This window comes from Paenibacillus sp. GCM10027627 (assembly GCF_042675505.1).
GTDB lineage: Bacteria > Bacillota > Bacilli > Paenibacillales > Paenibacillaceae > Pristimantibacillus.
In genome coordinates, this window is sequence record NZ_JBHTHB010000004.1 from 484,639 (window position 1) to 502,190 (window position 17,552).

14 protein-coding genes are annotated in these 17,552 nt (G+C 49.1%); 1 reads left to right on the plus strand and 13 read right to left on the minus strand.

What is annotated here, in order from left to right:
* Positions 1–536 precede the first annotated feature (536 nt).
* The 8 genes from ACFQZE_RS16755 to ACFQZE_RS16790 all read right to left on the minus strand — a co-directional run bounded on the left by ACFQZE_RS16755 (position 537) and on the right by ACFQZE_RS16790 (position 11,806).
* Positions 537–1,838 (minus strand): AAA family ATPase, encoded by a 1,302-nt coding sequence (locus ACFQZE_RS16755; RefSeq protein WP_379359019.1) that lies wholly within the window; start codon positions 1,836–1,838, stop codon positions 537–539.
* Positions 1,839–1,840: 2 nt separating this feature from the next.
* Positions 1,841–3,265, minus strand: coding sequence for an RtcB family protein (locus ACFQZE_RS16760; RefSeq protein ID WP_379359021.1), 1,425 nt, complete (start codon positions 3,263–3,265; stop codon positions 1,841–1,843).
* A gap of 328 nt (positions 3,266–3,593) precedes the next feature.
* Entirely contained in the window at positions 3,594–3,959 is a 366-nt protein-coding gene (locus ACFQZE_RS16765; RefSeq protein WP_379359023.1) for a response regulator, read from the minus strand.
* A gap of 22 nt (positions 3,960–3,981) precedes the next feature.
* Entirely contained in the window at positions 3,982–5,613 is a 1,632-nt protein-coding gene (locus tag ACFQZE_RS16770) for a response regulator (RefSeq protein WP_379359025.1), read from the minus strand.
* Between the two features lie 60 nt (positions 5,614–5,673).
* Positions 5,674–8,520 (minus strand): ATP-binding protein, encoded by a 2,847-nt coding sequence (locus ACFQZE_RS16775; protein WP_379359027.1) that lies wholly within the window; start codon positions 8,518–8,520, stop codon positions 5,674–5,676.
* A gap of 137 nt (positions 8,521–8,657) precedes the next feature.
* Entirely contained in the window at positions 8,658–9,272 is a 615-nt protein-coding gene (locus ACFQZE_RS16780; protein ID WP_379359029.1) for an acetate uptake transporter, read from the minus strand.
* A 164-nt stretch (positions 9,273–9,436) separates the two neighbouring features.
* The gene (locus ACFQZE_RS16785; RefSeq protein ID WP_379359031.1) at positions 9,437–10,627 is read right to left on the minus strand and encodes a hypothetical protein; all 1,191 of its coding nucleotides are present in this window, start codon (positions 10,625–10,627) and stop codon (positions 9,437–9,439) included.
* 36 nt (positions 10,628–10,663) lie between these two features.
* Positions 10,664–11,806 carry a slipin family protein gene (locus tag ACFQZE_RS16790; protein WP_379359033.1) on the minus strand — a complete coding sequence of 381 codons (1,143 nt, stop codon included), beginning with the start codon at positions 11,804–11,806 and terminating at the stop codon, positions 10,664–10,666.
* A gap of 406 nt (positions 11,807–12,212) precedes the next feature.
* Here ACFQZE_RS16790 and ACFQZE_RS16795 point away from each other — a divergent pair, with 406 nt between their 5' ends.
* Entirely contained in the window at positions 12,213–12,347 is a 135-nt protein-coding gene (locus ACFQZE_RS16795; RefSeq protein ID WP_379359035.1) for a hypothetical protein, read from the plus strand.
* Positions 12,348–12,489: 142 nt separating this feature from the next.
* Here ACFQZE_RS16795 and ACFQZE_RS16800 read toward each other — a convergent pair whose 3' ends face one another.
* The 5 genes from ACFQZE_RS16800 to ACFQZE_RS16820 form a co-directional block, all read right to left on the minus strand.
* Positions 12,490–13,053 (minus strand): delta-aminolevulinic acid dehydratase, encoded by a 564-nt coding sequence (locus ACFQZE_RS16800; protein ID WP_379359037.1) that lies wholly within the window; start codon positions 13,051–13,053, stop codon positions 12,490–12,492.
* A 209-nt stretch (positions 13,054–13,262) separates the two neighbouring features.
* A complete protein-coding gene (locus ACFQZE_RS16805) occupies positions 13,263–14,111 on the minus strand; it encodes a metallophosphoesterase (RefSeq protein ID WP_379359039.1) in 849 nt (282 codons plus the stop codon).
* Between the two features lie 99 nt (positions 14,112–14,210).
* Complete coding sequence (locus ACFQZE_RS16810; protein WP_379359041.1) at positions 14,211–15,590, minus strand: sensor histidine kinase; 1,380 nt, start codon at positions 15,588–15,590, stop codon at positions 14,211–14,213.
* Positions 15,583–16,230, minus strand: coding sequence for a response regulator transcription factor (locus ACFQZE_RS16815; RefSeq protein ID WP_379359043.1), 648 nt, complete (start codon positions 16,228–16,230; stop codon positions 15,583–15,585). Before ACFQZE_RS16815 ends, ACFQZE_RS16810 begins: the two co-directional genes overlap by 8 nt.
* Before the next feature lie 103 nt (positions 16,231–16,333).
* Positions 16,334–17,458: a response regulator gene (locus ACFQZE_RS16820; protein ID WP_379359045.1), complete on the minus strand. Its 1,125-nt coding sequence runs from the start codon at positions 17,456–17,458 to the stop codon at positions 16,334–16,336.
* Between the last annotated feature and the right edge of the window lie 94 nt (positions 17,459–17,552).

Sequence of the window (17,552 nt, forward strand, 5' to 3'; positions counted from 1 at the left end):
TCCAACCAGAGGGCCCCAATCCGGGGCTCTAGTTGTTTCACAAACCACTAATCCAACCAGAGGGCCCCGATCCGGGGCTCTAGTTGTTTCACAAACCACTAATCCAACCAGAGGGCCCCAATCCGGGGCTCTAGTTGTTTCACAAACCACTAATTCAACCAGAGGGCCCCAATCCGGGGCTCTAGTTGTTTCACAAACCACTAATTCAACCCGAGGGCCCCAATCCGGGGCTCTAGTTGTTTCACAAACCACTAATCCAACCAGAGGGCCCCGATCCGGGGCTCTAGTTGTTTCACAAACCACTAATCCAACCAGAGGGCCCCGATCCGGGAAATTCAACAATAAACACAACCAAAAACACAACCAAACAGCACAGTGTCCAAACCACTTTGGCTTGGACACTGTGCTGTTTAACCTATGAGCGTGTTCTGCTCATTTCAATTTCCGCCTCTATTGAGGCACGTCATTTATGGAGCACTACTCGCCACTCCCGATGAGGCGAGCATCCTTCTCCCTATTTCCCCAAAATTAAGCTATCAGAGAAATCCCACTCCCCGGGAGCGGTCCTCTTTCATCCACTCTCCTGTTTTGCTTTTGGAGAAATCCGATTTCATGGAAGCGGCAAGCTCCTCCAAATCGACATCGCCTTCGTAATGCTTCTGCAAGGCCGCCGACACATACAGCTCGCTAAGCTGAGCGCATGTAAAACCTTCCGTTCGCTTCGCAATCAAAGCAATCGTCTCGCGATCCGCCAGCCTCTCCATCCCTTTGCGCAGCAAATATTCGTACCGGAGCGGCTCGTCCGGCGATTTCACCTCATAGGCACGGTCGAATCGTCCCGCCCGGTTCATTAAGGCAGGGTCGATCCGCTCGGGATAGTTGGTCGTTCCAATTAGAAACACGCCTTCCTTCGACGAAATGCCGTCCAGTGTGTTCAAAAAGTAGGACCGGCAAGATTCCGGCATGGAATCGATGTCCTCAATGACGAGCACCATCGGCGCAATGCGCACAGCGGCTGAAAAAACTTCACTGATCGATTCGCTGCTCGTATACTCTGTAATCTGCCAATAAGCAACCGGCGCATTTACGGTGGAGGAAATCGATTTGACGAGCGTCGTTTTCCCGTTGCCCGGCTTGCCGTAGAGCAGAATGCCCCTTTTGTACGAGATGCCGTATTCACGGAAAAACGCTCCCTCGCCCGCAAAAAACTCATCCACCGACCGGTAAATATGAGTTTTCAACGACTCCTCCATACACACATCGTCCCGGGTGACAGGCTGAGTGGCGCTCATTCTTTCCGAATCCAGACCGTTTCTTGTATCGCTGTACAAAATGATTTTCCGATCCGCGAGCTGCCGTTCCCTCATATGTTCCAAAAAGCGGCTTAACGCCTCGTCGCTCTCCGCAAACATAATATCTTCGGTGCCCAGCCCGTGATAGTTTTCTTTCGGAATACGCGCAAACGCCACACGAAACTGTGGATACACAAACAGATTGTTTCTGACGGAAGCACAAATTTCATATTTGGTTTCCCGGCGAGTTAGATCGGACTGAAAACGAAACATATCCGTCTCAACCAGATCGTAAAGGCTGGCGGCATGCTCCACGCCGCCATCCCCCCTTCGGATGTCTTCCTCCAACATATCCCAAATATCATTATTGTCCTCTTGATAATAAAGCCGAATGCCGCAGTCGAGCCGCTTCTGCAAAAAAGCGACAATACGCTGCATCATCGCAACATAGTCAAAATAAGGCTGCTCCCCATTCGCAGCCGTCATCATTTGTTCCGATGAAACGAGAAACGGTACCTTTTTGCTTTTCAAAATCGTCATCGTCATCCTTATACCCCCTTCACGGTCGCCAAAGGACTGCACTTCGCTACCACAGAGGCAAGGCCTGCTCCAACGACGCTTTCTATAATTTGATCCACATCTTTGTAAGCTTGCGGCGATTCATCCAAAATGGACTCCAGCGCCCGATGGTTGACGACAATTTCATCGTCCTTTCCGACCCGCATCACTTTTGCAAACTCATCGACCGAGACCAATTGCTTCGTCGCGTTTCTCGACCGAATGCGTCCGGCGCCATGACAAATGGAATAGTAATTGCTTATCCCGCCAGCAGCGCCTACCATCAGGTAAGAGGCCGTACCCATGGAACCCGGTATAAGCGCGGGATGCCCCGTCTCCAAATAAGGCTCCGGATTTCCGGGATGTCCGGCGGGCAGTGCCCTTGTAGCGCCTTTCCGATGGACGAAATAAGCGTCTTCGCCTTCCGACTCTTCACAAGCATAGTTGTGCATTAAATCGTACAACGTGCGGAACTCGATTCCTTTGCCAAGCGTATCGAGAAAAGCTTCCCTTACCGCAAACCCGAGCAAATGGCGGTTCACAATGGAAAAGTTCAAAGCGGAATACATCATTTGCACATAGCTTTCTCCGGCCGCACTGTCAAGCGGAGCAAATTGCAGCTTCGGATCGGCCGAACCGAGACGGAGCTTGCTCATCGTCTTTGCCACTTCCGAGCCGCAATATTGATTGACCGCTCCTCCCCACGCTCTTGACCCGCTATGAATCATCACAATGACTTGTCCATCGCGCAGACCCCATTTTTCCGCAATAGCGCGATTGTCCTCATGGATTTGCACCGATTGGAGTTCAACAAAATGATTGCCGCCCCCAAGCGTCCCAAGCGTCCGGTGCGAACGATGCCATACCTGCTCCGGCAACCGGTCGAGCGCATCTTCCCGGAACCGGAAGCCGCTGCTTTCCACATGGGTCAGCGAGGTCGCCTTCTTCGGCGTATAGGAATCGGGAACATATTTGTTAGGCAAACCATGCAGTCCTTTGCGCAGCACATGCTCCAAACGAATATCGGAGAAATAGCCGCGGGCATGATTTTCGACGGGAATCAATTTTTCAATCGCCTTCACCAGCTTTCGGCGAAGACGCACATCCCTTAACTCCTCGGCTTGCAAGTTCGTCGTCAGGACGCGCATGCCGCAGCCGATATCGCTGCCTACAATGGACGGAGAAACATAACCGTCCTCCCGCCCCCATACCGCCGTCGTGCCGATGCAAGTTCCCATTCCAACGTGGGCGTCCGGCGTATAGCTCATATATCGAATATTCGGGATTAACAAATTGTTGTTTGCCATCTCCAGCACCTTGTGTCCCATGTCTCGGAACAACGGGTCGCTGGCATAAACGTGAAGATCGCCCGCCGGGAGATCCACTCTTCTGTAATAAGTGTGTTCGTTACTCATCTATCTTTCATTTCCTCTCTATAATTAGAAGTTTTAAGGTATGCAAAAAGACCGCAAGCCTGGCAGCTCACGGTCTTCAAGCATAGGAGAATAGAACCGGACAATCGCGCGCCGCAGCCATAAACGCCGTGACGGGATGCCGATTATCCTTTACTCAGGCCCGCTGGAGGCCGAAGGACAATGAACGTGCAGGTTATGAATCTCTCTCTGTAAATAGGCGCCTTCGTCACGCGCATAGCCCTCAGCCTCCCTTCCAAATAGAATAGGTTAATCATAATCTAACTATAGCCCCGCTTCAATGTAAAAAACGGCTATAATCAAATACGCGTTATTTCGCTCCCAGCATCTCTTCCACAATTCGCAGCAATTCAAGCGGGCTGAACGGTTTCGGAATAAAGCCGCGCGCCCCTGCTTCCATCGCTTTTGTCCGATCCGAATCCTGCGCTTTGGCCGTCAGCATCAAAATCGGCATTTCCGCCTTTTGCTCCGCCGGCAGCCGCTCCAGCAGCTCGATGCCCGTAAGCTCCGGCATCATATAATCGAGAAGGACCAGATCGTATTTATCCTTGCTCAGCTTCTCCAGCGCAATGCGGCCATCCTCCGCAACATCGACCCGGACATCCAAATCTTCCAAAGTATCTGCAATCAACATGCGAAGAATTTCTTCGTCGTCGACAATTAATATGTTTTTCATAGGCGCTCCGCTCCCGATGCCGTTATTTGTACAGTTTGTGCATGAGCCTCTCCACGCGGGAAAGCAGCTCCGAAACGAGGAACGGCTTAATAATATAGTCGTCCGCTCCTTGCTGCAACGCATAAATAATATCCGTCTGATTGGTTCTGGCCGTCAGCATGGCAATGCTGATGTCGCGTTCGGGATAGCTTTCCCTAAGCTTCTCCAACACTTCAACGCCGTCCATATTCGGCATAGCCCCATCCAGCAAAACAATATATTTGCTCCGGTCCGAATACCAGTCCGATTCCAAAAAGCGGCCTCCGTCCTCATACCCTCTCACCGTCACTTGCAAGCCGGGAAGAGGATTCCAGAGCGTCAGCTTGGATATGACAATTTCCCGGATAAGCGGATCATCGTCTATGATTATAATGCCAAGCTTTCTTTGCTCGACCTCTCCGCTGCCCATCTGCGAGGAATAAAGCGCCGTTTGGTTCCGGCCCGATTGCTTGCCAAAGTAGAGCGCTTGATCGGCCTCCTCCACCATCTTTTCGGGATGGGAATTGCAGCCGTTAATATCGGTGATGCCTGCCGTAAACGTCACCTGAAACCGCTGGTCGCCCGCGGCAAACCACTGTGACGAAAACGATTCCCGAATAGGCTCCAGCAGCTCGGCCGCTTCATCCCTCCGGACATGAGGAACGATGAGCGCAAACTCTTCGCCCCCATAGCGGCACAAAATATCCACTTCCCGCTTCAATCCCATAACGGCGGAAGCAAAACCTTTCAACACTTCATCGCCAACCAGATGCCCATACGTATCGTTTACTCTTTTGAAATGGTCAAGGTCCAGCAAAATGAGAGAAAACATCCCGCCCGACCGTTGAAAATCGGAAATAAGACGCATCATCGTCCAGTTGAAATGTTTGCGGTTATAGGCTCCCGTCAGCTCATCCACAATGATGGACTGCTGCCATTGAAGCTTCATCCGAAAGCGGTTGTCGATTAACGCCAAAAGCAGCTCCTGATCGATCGGCTTGGCGAAAAAGTCCATGGCGCCGTATCGGTAAGCGTGAATACGCTGTTCTCTTGTATCGCTCGTGCTAATGACGATAATGGGCGTATGTTCCTGATGCGACTTGTCTACGATCAGCTTGAGCACTTCAAGCCCGTTGGAGTCGGGCAACAAAATGTCCAGCAAAATCATATCCGGCTTCCAATCGTAAAAAAGCTTGAGCCCACGCTCAGCCGTTAAAGCGATATGGACCGGATAGCCCTTCTCTTCCAAAATCCCTTTTAAAAAAGCCGCCAAGTCCACGTCGTCGTCAATAATTAAAATGCGCTTTCCTACGGAATCGTTCATCGGGAGCGACAGGTCTGTCTCCCCAGCTTCATTCGCAGCTCCGTGTCCGCCCGGCAGCCCCGCCAGCAGCGGCTTCAGCAAGCCAAACCATTCCTTGTAGCTGAAAATGCGTTTGCCGTTTTCTGCTACAGCTTGCAGCAGCCGCTCCGCCTCGGCCTCTAAATGGGCCATGCCGACGGTACCCGCCGTTCCTTTTAAATTGTGCAAAAACCGATAGATTTCCCTTTCCGCAACGGAAGGCTCACCAGCCCATTCTTCAAACGAGCTTTTGATTCTCATCTCAACCATTTTTTTGTATTTATCGTCAATCACAGTAGTTCTCCTCATACGATGGAATTCAGTCGCTTTCGAATAGGCTGTGCTGCACGAAACTTATTGTTTTTTGCTCTGCAAGATGTGTTCAATGGATTCCGATAATTTGTACGGCACATAAGGTTTAATTAAAAAGTGGGCAACACCTTGCTGCAAAGCTTTTTCCTTCTCTTCAAAAGCGCTGGAAATGACAATCGGAATATCTTTAAGACGATTTGACGCCTTCATTTTGCCAATCACTTCCCATCCGCTCAAATCCGGCTCCAGCTTCAAATCCAAGACGACGATATCGGGCGGATGAGCCTCCATCGCCTTAAGGGCGCTGCTTCCGTCCATAAAGACGGCGGTTCGGTAACCCTGCTCCACGAGCTCGTCCTGAAGCATTAAGGACAAGCTATGATCATTTTCGACCAGCATGACGTCAACGGAACCCGATACCCGCTCCGAAGGTACAGCCTCCCCGCCGCGTCTCTCGTTGTTTCTTGTATAGAGCGGCAGCTCAATCGAAAATACGCTTCCTTCGCCCAGCTCCGACTCAACGCTAATTTCTCCCTGATGCTGCTGGACAATTTCTTTGACGATCGCAAGCCCCAGCCCCGTCCCGCCAATTTCCCTGCGGTCCGTGTTGTCTACCCGGTAAAATTTCGAGAACAAATGAGGCAGAGCTTGCGGCGGTATGCCGAGACCTTCGTCCCTAATTCCAATTCGCATTCGGCCGTCCGTTTCACTTGCCGATAGTTGAATGCTGCCGCCGCCGGGCGAATATTTGACCGCATTGCCAATCAGATTGACCAAGGCCTGGAGCAGCTTGTCCCGGTCTCCATATACTTTAGAGCCTTCCTTCGGCCCATCCCATACTATCGTATGTTTGGCTGTGGCGGCCTGTTGAAGCTCCGCAACTTCGCCAATCAAGCTATACATGTCTACGGGCTTAAATTCGTAAAACTGCTTGCCGCTCTCCATCCGCTGCAAATCGAGGAAATCGTTTACCAGCTGAGTGAGACGACTTGCTTCTTGGTGAATCGTCGACACATATTTTCGTTGCCGCTCCGGCTTAAGTTCCCGGTGAAGCATCAATTCCGAGAAGCCCAATATGCTCGCAAGGGGGGTCCGCAGCTCGTGGCTGACCGTGCTCACAAATTCCGATTTCATTCGGTCGACCTCGTACTCTTTAGTCATGTCGCGGTGAACAAGCAGCACGCCAAACGGGATGTTGTTGCGGTAGATTGGCTCCCAGTACATTTGAATATAGCGAACCGGCTGTGTAGCAAGCTCATACGTCATGCTTCTGTCTTGCTCCGTCCCTCGCAAAGCCCCTTCAATAAAGGAAAGCAAAGCGGTAGGGTCCTCCACTCGCGCGGCCAAAAGCTTTTTGAATTCGGAGAAACCCGCTCCGTTCAATTCCGCCCCCTCATAAGGAAGTCCCATTAGCTCATACAGCTTCTCGTTGACCCGCAGCGACTGTCCATCCAGACTCATCAACTGAACGCCCTCTTGTATCGTGTTCAGCATGACCTGGGTAAGCTGCCGCTCATTTTCCGATGTTTCGTACATAGCCAGCTTATCAAGCGAAAGCGAGATGCTGCCGGCAAGTCCTTGCAAGTCCGCTTCTTCCCGCTTGGTCACAGCTTTGCCGGTTCGGGTCAAGATGAGACATGCCGCCGCTTCCCCGTTTCCTTTGTACAAAGGAACAAACACGTCATATGCGCTTAGGTTCCCTAACAGGTATCCCTTCTCCCCTTCGGTCGCCTCCCTTTCCCTCACAAACAGCTTCCCGCTCTCCAAAGCTCTAACGGCCGCGCTCTCACGGAATCCGCTGATCAATTGGCGGACTTCCTCCTCTGACAACCCATAGGACGCATAGTCCAATGTCTCGTTCATCCGCACAAGCATGCCCTTATCCATCGCCGTAATTTCGGCCACGTTGCGGATAATGCTCTCCATCAACTGATGCTGATCCAGCTTACTCGTCAAGGATTGCGTCAGCATGTTTCGCTTGTTGAGATAGATTTCGTTTTCTTCCATCTGTCCAAGCACTTTCTGAAGCTCGTCCTGTTGCGCCTGCAATTCGTCTTGCTGCGCTTGCAGTTCTTCGTTCTGCGCAAGCAGCTCTTCTTCTTTCTCTCTAATTTCATAGATCATTTTATTAAGCGATCTAGACAAAAGCCCGATTTCGTCAGGCCGATCCAGCATCGTTTTGTCGATGCTTTCTGCTTTTGCATAGGTGGCCGCATGTTTGGACAGTCGTTGCAGCGGATGACCGATATCCATCGCCAGCCTGCGCGTTATGAGAAGCGAAAAGATAAGCACCGCAACCCCATAACCCATTAAATAAACGCCTTGCAAAAGCAGAGTGCGAAACAGCTTCTCGTTTTCTTCATTCAACTGTCCCCGAATCAGTTCCTCCGATTGCTTCGCGTATTCAATAATGTCGTTGGTTGGATTGTTTTCCCCCAGCGTAATCAGCTTACGAAGCGACGTATAGTCGTCCACCTTGGCAAATGCCGCGCCTTTGGGCAATAGATTATTAATATAGTTGTCAAAATACTGCTCAATGCGAACAATCAGCTCAAGCTCCTCTTCGGTCAGCTCCGTATTTTTAAAAGCGGCGATTGACTTTTCCAGCTCTTTTTTGGCAACAAAAATTTGCTCGTATTCGTAGTCATCCAAATACGCGAAATATCCGCGCACGCGCAAAATGATTTCGTTCGTATGATTGACGATACTGGTTACATATTGTTGACTCTCTCTCAAATGACGGGTTTCCTCGTCGTAGTTTTGAACGTAGCGGAACGTATTGAGCGGCACAATAATGGCGCCCACCAAGATGAGCAGCAGGCTGACAACCATCATAGAAATAATTCTTCGTTTAATACTGGAGCGTACGATATGAAGTAGCTTGGACAATGGAAGTGCCTCCTGAACGTTAAACATTCGTCTCAATATTGTATAATTCGACAAATTTTTCGTTTCCCCTCTGCATGGGCAAAAAAATACCGCCATACAGTCTAGCTGCATAGCGGTTGGACGGCCGTTTCGCGGCCTTATTTTTTGAATATCCGAAACGGTTTGCCGACAGGGAGAAACTCCCGGCCGAAATGGACATTAAGAACGGCTGCCGCCGATCCGTAAAAGCTGAGCAGAGCAATACACAATTCCGCAATCGCCGCCACTTTATGCATCACATGCTCGGCAATGCCGAAAGAGCTGAACGTCAACCCCACAAACAAAACATCGATAAACACAAAAATGAAGAACAACACTTTATGAGTTTCCATCGCTCCGATGGTCATAAACAGGGTGAAAATCAAATAACCGAGGAAAGCGACGCCCAGTTGATGAGTATCCGCTCCCGCCTTCATCGCTTCGCCAAATACGCCAAGCTGAATCATCCAAGACGAAGCAACGGCAAACCAGAAAAAGGCGTAGGCGCCAAACGCCGTTGTGCCAAACGTGTTTCCTTTTTTCGCATCATGGATGCACGCAAATAACTGCGCGAAAGCTCCGAGAAAAATCGCCCACGGGATCACTAATGAAGTGCCGTCCGTCCAGCCCAACTTTTGAGAAGAGGCGACTAGTGTAACCATAGCGAGTCCAAATAAACCTAAAGCGCTTGGATCCGCTGTTGAAATTTTAACTTGCTGTGTTTCCGACTTCATTGTCAAAACTTGCTCCTTTTATGCTGATTCTAGTTGTAGCTGCCGTCATTTATGAAGTTTTCATAAAGATGAACAACAGACCTTATCTTAGCACAGCCGGACAGTTTAGGGAAACACGTTTCGTGAAGGATTTGTGGCGGTTGGGGGAGCTTATACTCCCCGCCTTACTTACTCTCTTGAATTGGTACGTTATTTACGTAGGCACTGTCGCTATTAAGAATTTCCAGCTCCCAGTTTTGATTAGAGATATAATAGAAACCGTCTTTAATAACTACCACTTTCCCTAAAATGGTTTGATTATTTTTATAATCCCTTATCGTTTGCAGTTTCCTAGGTTCCTCAGCTGTAAAATCACGAATATATTGTCCCCCCAGCGAAGCCAAGCTGGGCGTTAATGTTCCTACGACAATAATGATTATAGACAGAGAAGTTAATATTTTCGCTTTCCCTTGTTCCTTCAGCGAATTCAAATATTGTTCCGACCGGAACAATTTATCATTTTGGTTTCCATCTCCTTCGTTACTGTTCTCTTGATTAACCGAAAGTGTATTCAAGTTAAGTTTTGGTTTCCAAACTCCACTCACAAAGGCCAATATAATAGAGCCGATAAAGAGCCACATTAAATATTTTTCCGAAGCAAAAGTAGTATCCATAATGTAAACAGCTACAAAGAAATAAGGCCAATTTATGATTACCCTATAAAGATAATACCTATAGCAGCTCTTTTGAAAATAAGTAAAAATAGTACCTGTCAAAAAAGCGGTTAACGGTACTAGCAATTGATCCAACGAGCTCCAGTTTCCGAAAAATACCTTGATCATTGAATAAATGACAATTCCGTAAACGGCACCCGAAAAACCATTCCCGAAACTAAGCAAGCTTCGATAGGACCAAAATAACATAACCGAAATAAAGACGGGCACCACCCAAATGATTAAAAACCCGAGCACTTTTTGGCCTATGTCTGTACCGTCAACAAAAAAGATCGATAAACTGATATGAAAACCAATACTAAAAATGACGATACTTAATCTGGTCTGCCATCCGCCTTTTTTAACCAAAGAAGCCGCCGATAGAATATAAGTAACAGCGAGACCAATAAGCAGCGATATAATTAACAATGAGTGGAAGTTAAAGACAACGGGACTAATAGAAAGAGACAAAAGGGATTGATACGTATTAGCTTCATTTCCCGAAAAGTAATATCCATACAGAAAGCTAAAACTTAGTGTGAAAAAATAAAAACTGAATGCCCCTCCAATGAAAGCAAATAGACTTATTGCTCTAAATATATCTAATACCCTTTGAATCTTTTCATTCCTGCATAAATGAATAACTCTAATGAGAAACGACAACTGTCCTGCCCCCTTTTTATTTTGAAACAACTGCACTTATGGCTTAATTTGTTCTTTGTATCCCACCAGCGCATTTAGCTGCTCCAATAAATTCCCGCCGCCATTAAGTGAAATATGACCGACGCGGTCGCAAATTTTTTCCAAAAACTCAAGCTCCTTAAGCCGGTACAAGGTGCTATTATCCTCCATTAGCTTGGCCGTGTTGAGCAGGCTTCGAGTAGAGGCCGTTTCCTCGCGGCGGGTAATGAGGTTCGCTTGTGCCTTTTTCTCCGCAAGCAGCACCGTGTTCAAAATGTCCCGTACGTCTCCGGGTAAAATGATGTCCTTTACGCCAGCGGAGAGAAACTCAATGCCGAACCTCTCCTTCTTCTCGTTCAACCGAGACAGCACATACGTCCCGATTTCCTGTTTGACTTTAAGCAGATCGTCCAGCTTCATCGTGCCGACATATTCGCGAAGCATAAGTTGAAGCATAATGTAGATTTGCTCCTCAAACCCTTTGATGTCGAGCGCCTTCACCGGATTGACGATTCGGTATTGGCATACAAAGTTAAGCCGAAGCGTCACTTTATCCTCCGTCATCATCTCTTGGCCCGTCATGTCCAGCTGCTGCTGCCGAAGATCGACCTTCTTTACCTCTGCAGTGACGGGGCCTCTCCAAAAATAATATTTGCCTGGCGCCAGCTCCCGCTGGAAAACGTTGTTGAAAAACAACAGTCCACGCTCGTGGCTGGCCACCTCCGACAGGATGCAGTGTCTAGGAAGCTGCGAAGGAATGGCAGCGTTAATGTCCGCAGGCAGCTCCGGGTTCCGAGCGTCCGCTCTCAAAAAGTGATTTTTCTTCAGTACATTCCAGAAAGCATAGCTGCCTGAAGTGAGCAGGGAAGAGAACCGTCCGTTTTCGTAGTGGAGAACATATTCATGATCCGCGACGTCGACTACTGTCAACTCTTTCAACAGCTCCGCATCGTGGAGAAAAACTCCCAGCTCTTTGCCGCGAACCGACAAAGGCTCGGCTATATTTTGAATAACGACTTTATGTTTGGACCAAGCAGCGTAACGATATGTACCTGGCTGCAAATGCTTCACATAGCTCCCTTTGCGGAAAAGCAGCCCTCTTTCGTCCGACTTTACCGTGAAGACATTAATAAAGTGATCCATCGTAATTAAATCTTCCATCGTTAGCACCTCTTCTAAGTAAATGTTTATCGCTTAGTTAGCGACTGTATCGTTCATTCATTGTCTCTCGTCTAGGGTTTTAGGGAAGTTAATTGATTTGCGGCTGGATCGTCCTCTTGCGAAGGACGGGATCGAATTAAGAAGGGCATCCGCCTGCGTAGGGCCGGCCATCATTCAATAGAAATCGGAATCTCATACCTTCCTATTCTCTACTGCTTTCTGGACCGGACTTTCGGAATGGCTTCTCCCCATCGGTATCCCCCGATCGCATGGTCCGGCAAAAGTGGAAGAGCGAATCAAGCCACTTGACCGCTTGCTCGTTCATTCCTGACAATCCCGCCGAAAATCATTCTTTTACATTGTATTATCCTCAATCCCACATTGAGTGCTCTACCATGAGCTTCGCGTGAAAGGCGAATTGGGAATCGAACCCAACAAATATACTGGCGGATTAGTTACAGCTAATCAGTATACCGGAGCCAAACGGCCCGGCACTGCGGAACGTCCGAAGTTCACGCTCAAGATCGCCGTTGATCATTAACCCACCTCATCATGCCAAAATAAGGAACTCCGGAACATGGCGAAAGTATTACAAAATGGTTTTATGGAATAAAGAAAAGCCGCGTATCTCATTTAAATGAGTACACGGCTCTTCTTTATTTATTGCCTTGCTACTTCTTAGTTCAAGCGGATGCCGTCGAAGTGAACAATTGGTACATCGATGTTTCTTCGTCCATTGCTTTCGCTAGGGCGAATGCTTCCTCGACCGTTTTTTTATTTTGGATTAGCTCATAATAAAATCGGGTCGCAAACATAAGTGCGGAATTGCCATCCACATAGTCGTTCGGACCGATGTACGCTGTGCATCCGCCGTCCAAAAAGGCTTGTGCCAAAGCATTTTCGCCCAAAGTACAGCCGTTACCGAGGACGACCTTCCCTTTCAGCTTGGCAAAACGTACAATTTGTTCCGGCCCAAAATCCTCTCGCGGCTCGTCTTCCTCGTAGACCTCTTCGCCGAGTTCCGGCATAACAAGTTTGCCCTCATCACCATGGAAGCTAAAAACGATATGATCCGTTCCTTCGTACAACCCTTCGCCGGACAATACGTCTATTAAATCGTAAGGACGGCCAATCCAATAGGGAAATACACGCGCTCCAAAATATTCAAGCGACGCTCTCAGCGCGACCGCTTCCAAATCACTGTTGGGCCCGCACACTAAAGCTACTTTAAATTCCGACTTATTCAAACGCTCTCCTCCATTGCTTCTCTTTTTGAAATCCTGACAACGCAACTAAAGAGACGACTATGGAGGCGCTCTGGCCCTTGTGGTACGTTACTTCTTCCAATTGTTCATAACTGGTATGATCCTCCTTTGTTGTTATGATTATCTATATTAGCACACACTCACTGTAAACCGCCAAATGAGGCGACTGTTCATCTTAAACGACCAGAATCTTATCCAAGTTGCATGAGTTGAAAAACCGTCAATTCTGGCGGAGCGGATAGACGAAGCGGCAGCCGGGTTGTTCCGATTCCCCGATTAACATAAAGCGTAAGCGGCTTGCTGCCGCCTTGCAAAGTGTACATTCCTTCTACATACTTGCTTCCAAGAGAAGTGGTCACGAGCGGTTTGAAAAAGGGAAGGCGGACCTGCCCTCCGTGACTGTGCCCGGACAACTGAAGATCGATAGAATAATCGACAAGCCGATCCGCCACATCGGGCTCATGGACAAGGAGCAAATTGAATTCCCCCTCTTGGAGCAAGCTTAATGCCGCCTCTGCATCCGGTCTGCCTAGTAAAAAATCGTCGAGTCCTGCAATCGCAATCGACTCCCCGGAAGCCGATTGAATGGAGCGGCTCTCATTCACTAATAAAGTGAATCCCGCTTCTTCCATTAACCGCCGATAGCCTCTGCTGCCTCCACCTCCCCGGTCATGGTTGCCGTAAACGGCAAACTTCCCGTACGGAGCATTTATTTGGGCTAGAACCCGCTGAGCCTCCTCCCTATTTTCAGAGCCGTATTTTCCAAAATGATCGATAAGATCGCCAGTAAACACCACAATGTCCGGCCCAAGCCGACGGATAGCCTCCACCAGCATTTGCAGCTGCTCCACCGAATAATCAGGCCCTAGATGCGTGTCGGAAAACTGAACAATTTTGAAACCGTGAAAGGAAAGCGGAATCCGCTCGTTCACGATATTAAGGCGGGTTACGGTCAGCTCATCGGGTTCAACCTCCATGGCGTAATAAAAGGCTCCCGCCAATAAGAGCAGCAGGATAAGTACAAACTTTATGATTTTCATGATGCAACACCTCAAAGCCATCTTACCCGGCCAATGTTACGCCAGTATGACAAAAAACATGGCAGCCCGTAAGGCCGCCATGCTCTCTTGCTCCTCTATTTAGCTGCTGCGCAAACCAAAATAAAATTCGATTTCTCCGTCTTCCTCCCGGACGCCGTACCGCGCATTATGACGCTCCAAAATCGCTTGAACGATGGACAGTCCGAGGCCAGATCCGCTCAGTTCTTTACTCCTTGAGCTTTCCCCTACGTAAAACGGCTGCCAAAGCTGGTTAGCCTCCCTGCCCTGCCTTTCGCTAACGGAATTTCTTATTTTAAAAACAAGCCGTTCCCTTTCATTAAAGGTTGTAATGACGATTTCCGGTTTGCTGGCGTATTTCAAAGCGTTGCTTAAAAAATTGTCCAGCACAACCGCAATCTTTTGCTCGTCCCCCCAAACGATCGGCTGGTGAAGTTCGCTATCCTCCACTTTAACGCTCTTCCCGCCCAGGCTAAACGCCACACGATAACGATCCAGCGTCACGTCAAGCAAACGACTGAAATCGAAAGCGTCTATCGTGTACGGATCCGACTGGAGCTTTGCCACATAAAGCAGCCTGTCCACTATAGCGGACATGTCATCCGCCTTCTGTTTAATTACGGCTATATAAGAGCCGTCATCCAATCCGTCCTCAATGCCGGAGGAGTAGGCCTTAATTAATGCGATTGGCGTCTTAAGCTCATGGGAGAGATCGTTTATGAACGTTTTTAAGTTTTTGTTCTTTTGCTCTAGCTCTGCATGGGCGCTCTTCAGCTTTTCGCTCATTTCACTAATGCTGTCGGCAAGCAGTTCAATCTCATCCCCGGTGCGGATGGATACCGTTTGAAAGCGAAGACCCGCTATTTGCTCGGCGTTCCGCGCCAGCTTCCTAATCGGCGTTACAATCTGTCTTGTAATGAGCCAAGACAATCCGAGCGTCAGCAACAACGCGCTTATTGCGGCGTACAGATTAAACCTGTTGACTGCACGAAGTGATTGCTCCGAATGCGCGATGGAGTCTCCCGCTACAAACAACGTATCCTCCACTCGTAGAAAGGTTGTCAAAAAGCTGGTGTCGAGCTTAGCCTGATTGTATAGTTTTCGCACCTGCTTCCCTTCCGCCAGAGAGCTAATGCTCTCCTCAGTCAGCCAGAACCTGTAAAGTGTAATTCCTTCGCTGTACAGCTTGCTCTTGACCGCTTCATTCAGCAAGTTCGGATTGTTCACAAAGGGCGTTGCCACGATGGTCGCTTCATATCGGCTTTCCAGCTCCGCCTCCTTCTCCCGCAAAGCCTGCACCGAAAGCTTCCCCATCTCATCCGTTAGTTGAGCCAAGTTTTGCTTCTTCTCGTACAGCATGTATCGGGGCAAAAAATAGGCGTTTGCGGCAAACAAAAAAGCGAACACAAGCAAAATCATCCCGGACATGCGCCAAAACCATTTGCGGCTTAACTTACTCATGGTTCATCTCCAGACTATAACCGCTGCCACGATGCGTCTTAATCCACTGCTCCCCGATTTTCTCCCGGAGCCTGCGTATATGAGTGTCCACCGTTCTTTCTTCCCCGATATAGTCAAACCCCCAAACCCGGTCCAGCAGTGACTTACGATTCAAAATTTGCCCCTTGTGCTGGAGCAAACATTTCAGCAATAGAAATTCCGTATTTGTCAGCTTTAAGTCAACGCCAGACCGATAAACCTTGCCGCCTCGCATGCCAATCCGAAGTTCTCCGAGCAGGATGTCGTCCTCAAGCTGGAGCAGCTTTTTGGCTCGCAAGACCAAGATTCGCGGCTCAAACGGCTTGCGAACATAATCGTCGGCCCCGATTTGCAAAGCGGCAAGCTCGTCCTCCTGCTCCCCTTTGGCCGTCAGCATCAGCACTTTGGCGTATTGCCTCCTCTTCAGCTCCTGACAAACAGCTACCCCGCTTGTTCTAGGCATCATCCAATCCAGTACAGCTAGATCAATCCGGCTCTCTGCACTTAGCCGTAATGCTTCCTCTCCGTCCCGGGCCAGCAAAGTTTGAAAGCCCTCTTTCTTGAAATAAGCGTCTAATATATTCAACATATCAGGATCATCGTCCGCTATTAAAATGTTCATTCTGCTCTCCTTCCGCCAGCTGCACGTTCCATTATAGCATCGACAGGAGCCGCTTTTCCCACACATGCAAAAGAGCCGATTGCTGGCAATCGGCTCTTTTCTCTCATATGGAAATCGTTTCGTATATTTGCTGCGTAACGGCCGAAGGGCCGACATGAAGCTCCGCCAGCTGGACGGACAGCCTCTTGTACGTGCGATGCACCTGCTCATGTTGTCCAAGCATTAAATAGGCTTGCATTAAAATCCGGTATGCGTGCTCATCGCATGGCGATAGATGAACGACACGGTCCGCCGTCTCAATCGCTTTGACGAAATGGCCTTCGGCCAGCCTCAGCTCCGCCGCTTTAAGCAGCCATTCCAAGGCTGTTGCTTTCAGCTTCTCGCTCGCCATAATCGCCCAAGGATAATCCTCGTCTTGAAGCAGATTTCCTTTGTATTGCTCAAGCGTCTCCTCCATAGAGTCAATGGTAGAGGCCTCCGAATCTTTCAAAGTACTGAGATTGCTTTTGAACAGCAGGGCGTCCACTTCGACCCGATCCGCATCCAGCCTGTATCGCTCTTTGTCGTACAGCAGCAGGCCGCTCAGCCCGAGGCTCGTCAAATGTTTGCGGATTAAGCTGATACATGTATGCAAATAAACGCGGGCTTTTTGAAACGGGTCGTCCGGCCATAAATCCTCGATAATGCGGTCGCGATGAACAGGAGTGCCCTGTTGCAGCGCTAAATAAACAAGCAGTTCCTTTTCCTTGGCCGTCCGCCATTTAAAGACCTGCTTAGAGGAAGTTTCCGCGTAAAAGGTTCCCAGCATGCGAATCGACAGCTTCTCCTCTTCCTTTGTTAGCGGTGCCGTCACGGCACGAGCAGCTGCCTCCTTGTTCAATCTCGCGATCGTGCGGAACAGCCTGTCCTGCTCAAGCGGCTTGAGCAAATAATCGAGCGCCGCATGCTCAAATGCTTTTATCGCATATTGGTCGTATGCCGTCACATAAACGATGGCTACATCCGGGTCATAGCTGCGGATACGCTCCGCCAACTCCATTCCGTTCATGCGCGGCATCTCAATATCTAAAAACCATACGTCCGGCTTTTTCCTCTTCTCCAGCTCATGCAAAGCGTCTAGCCCGTTGCTGAACCGGCCCGTTACGTTCACCATGCCCGATCTTGTCAGAAACAACTCCAGCAATTTAAGTGCCGGCTCCTCGTCATCAACCAAAAAGGCTTCTATCATGTTATTCCCCCTAACTCTTCCCGTTAGCTCCATTTTAGAAGACCCCGCTTAACACACACTGAAAAACATCCACTCTCTTTGCCGTGCCTCGCTC

Excerpts from the sequence above, each read along its gene's own strand:
- ACFQZE_RS16755 (WP_379359019.1), bottom strand. The coding sequence starts at position 1,838 with ATGACGATGACGATTTTGAAAAGCAAAAAGGTACCGTTTCTCGTTTCA.
- ACFQZE_RS16760 (WP_379359021.1), bottom strand. The coding sequence starts at position 3,265 with ATGAGTAACGAACACACTTATTACAGAAGAGTGGATCTCCCGGCGGGC.
- ACFQZE_RS16765 (WP_379359023.1), bottom strand. The coding sequence starts at position 3,959 with ATGAAAAACATATTAATTGTCGACGACGAAGAAATTCTTCGCATGTTG.
- ACFQZE_RS16780 (WP_379359029.1), bottom strand. The coding sequence starts at position 9,272 with ATGAAGTCGGAAACACAGCAAGTTAAAATTTCAACAGCGGATCCAAGC.
- ACFQZE_RS16790 (WP_379359033.1), bottom strand. The coding sequence starts at position 11,806 with ATGGAAGATTTAATTACGATGGATCACTTTATTAATGTCTTCACGGTA.
- ACFQZE_RS16805 (WP_379359039.1), bottom strand. The coding sequence starts at position 14,111 with ATGAAAATCATAAAGTTTGTACTTATCCTGCTGCTCTTATTGGCGGGA.
- ACFQZE_RS16810 (WP_379359041.1), bottom strand. The coding sequence starts at position 15,590 with ATGAGTAAGTTAAGCCGCAAATGGTTTTGGCGCATGTCCGGGATGATT.
- ACFQZE_RS16815 (WP_379359043.1), bottom strand. The coding sequence starts at position 16,230 with ATGAACATTTTAATAGCGGACGATGATCCTGATATGTTGAATATATTA.
- ACFQZE_RS16820 (WP_379359045.1), bottom strand. The coding sequence starts at position 17,458 with ATGATAGAAGCCTTTTTGGTTGATGACGAGGAGCCGGCACTTAAATTG.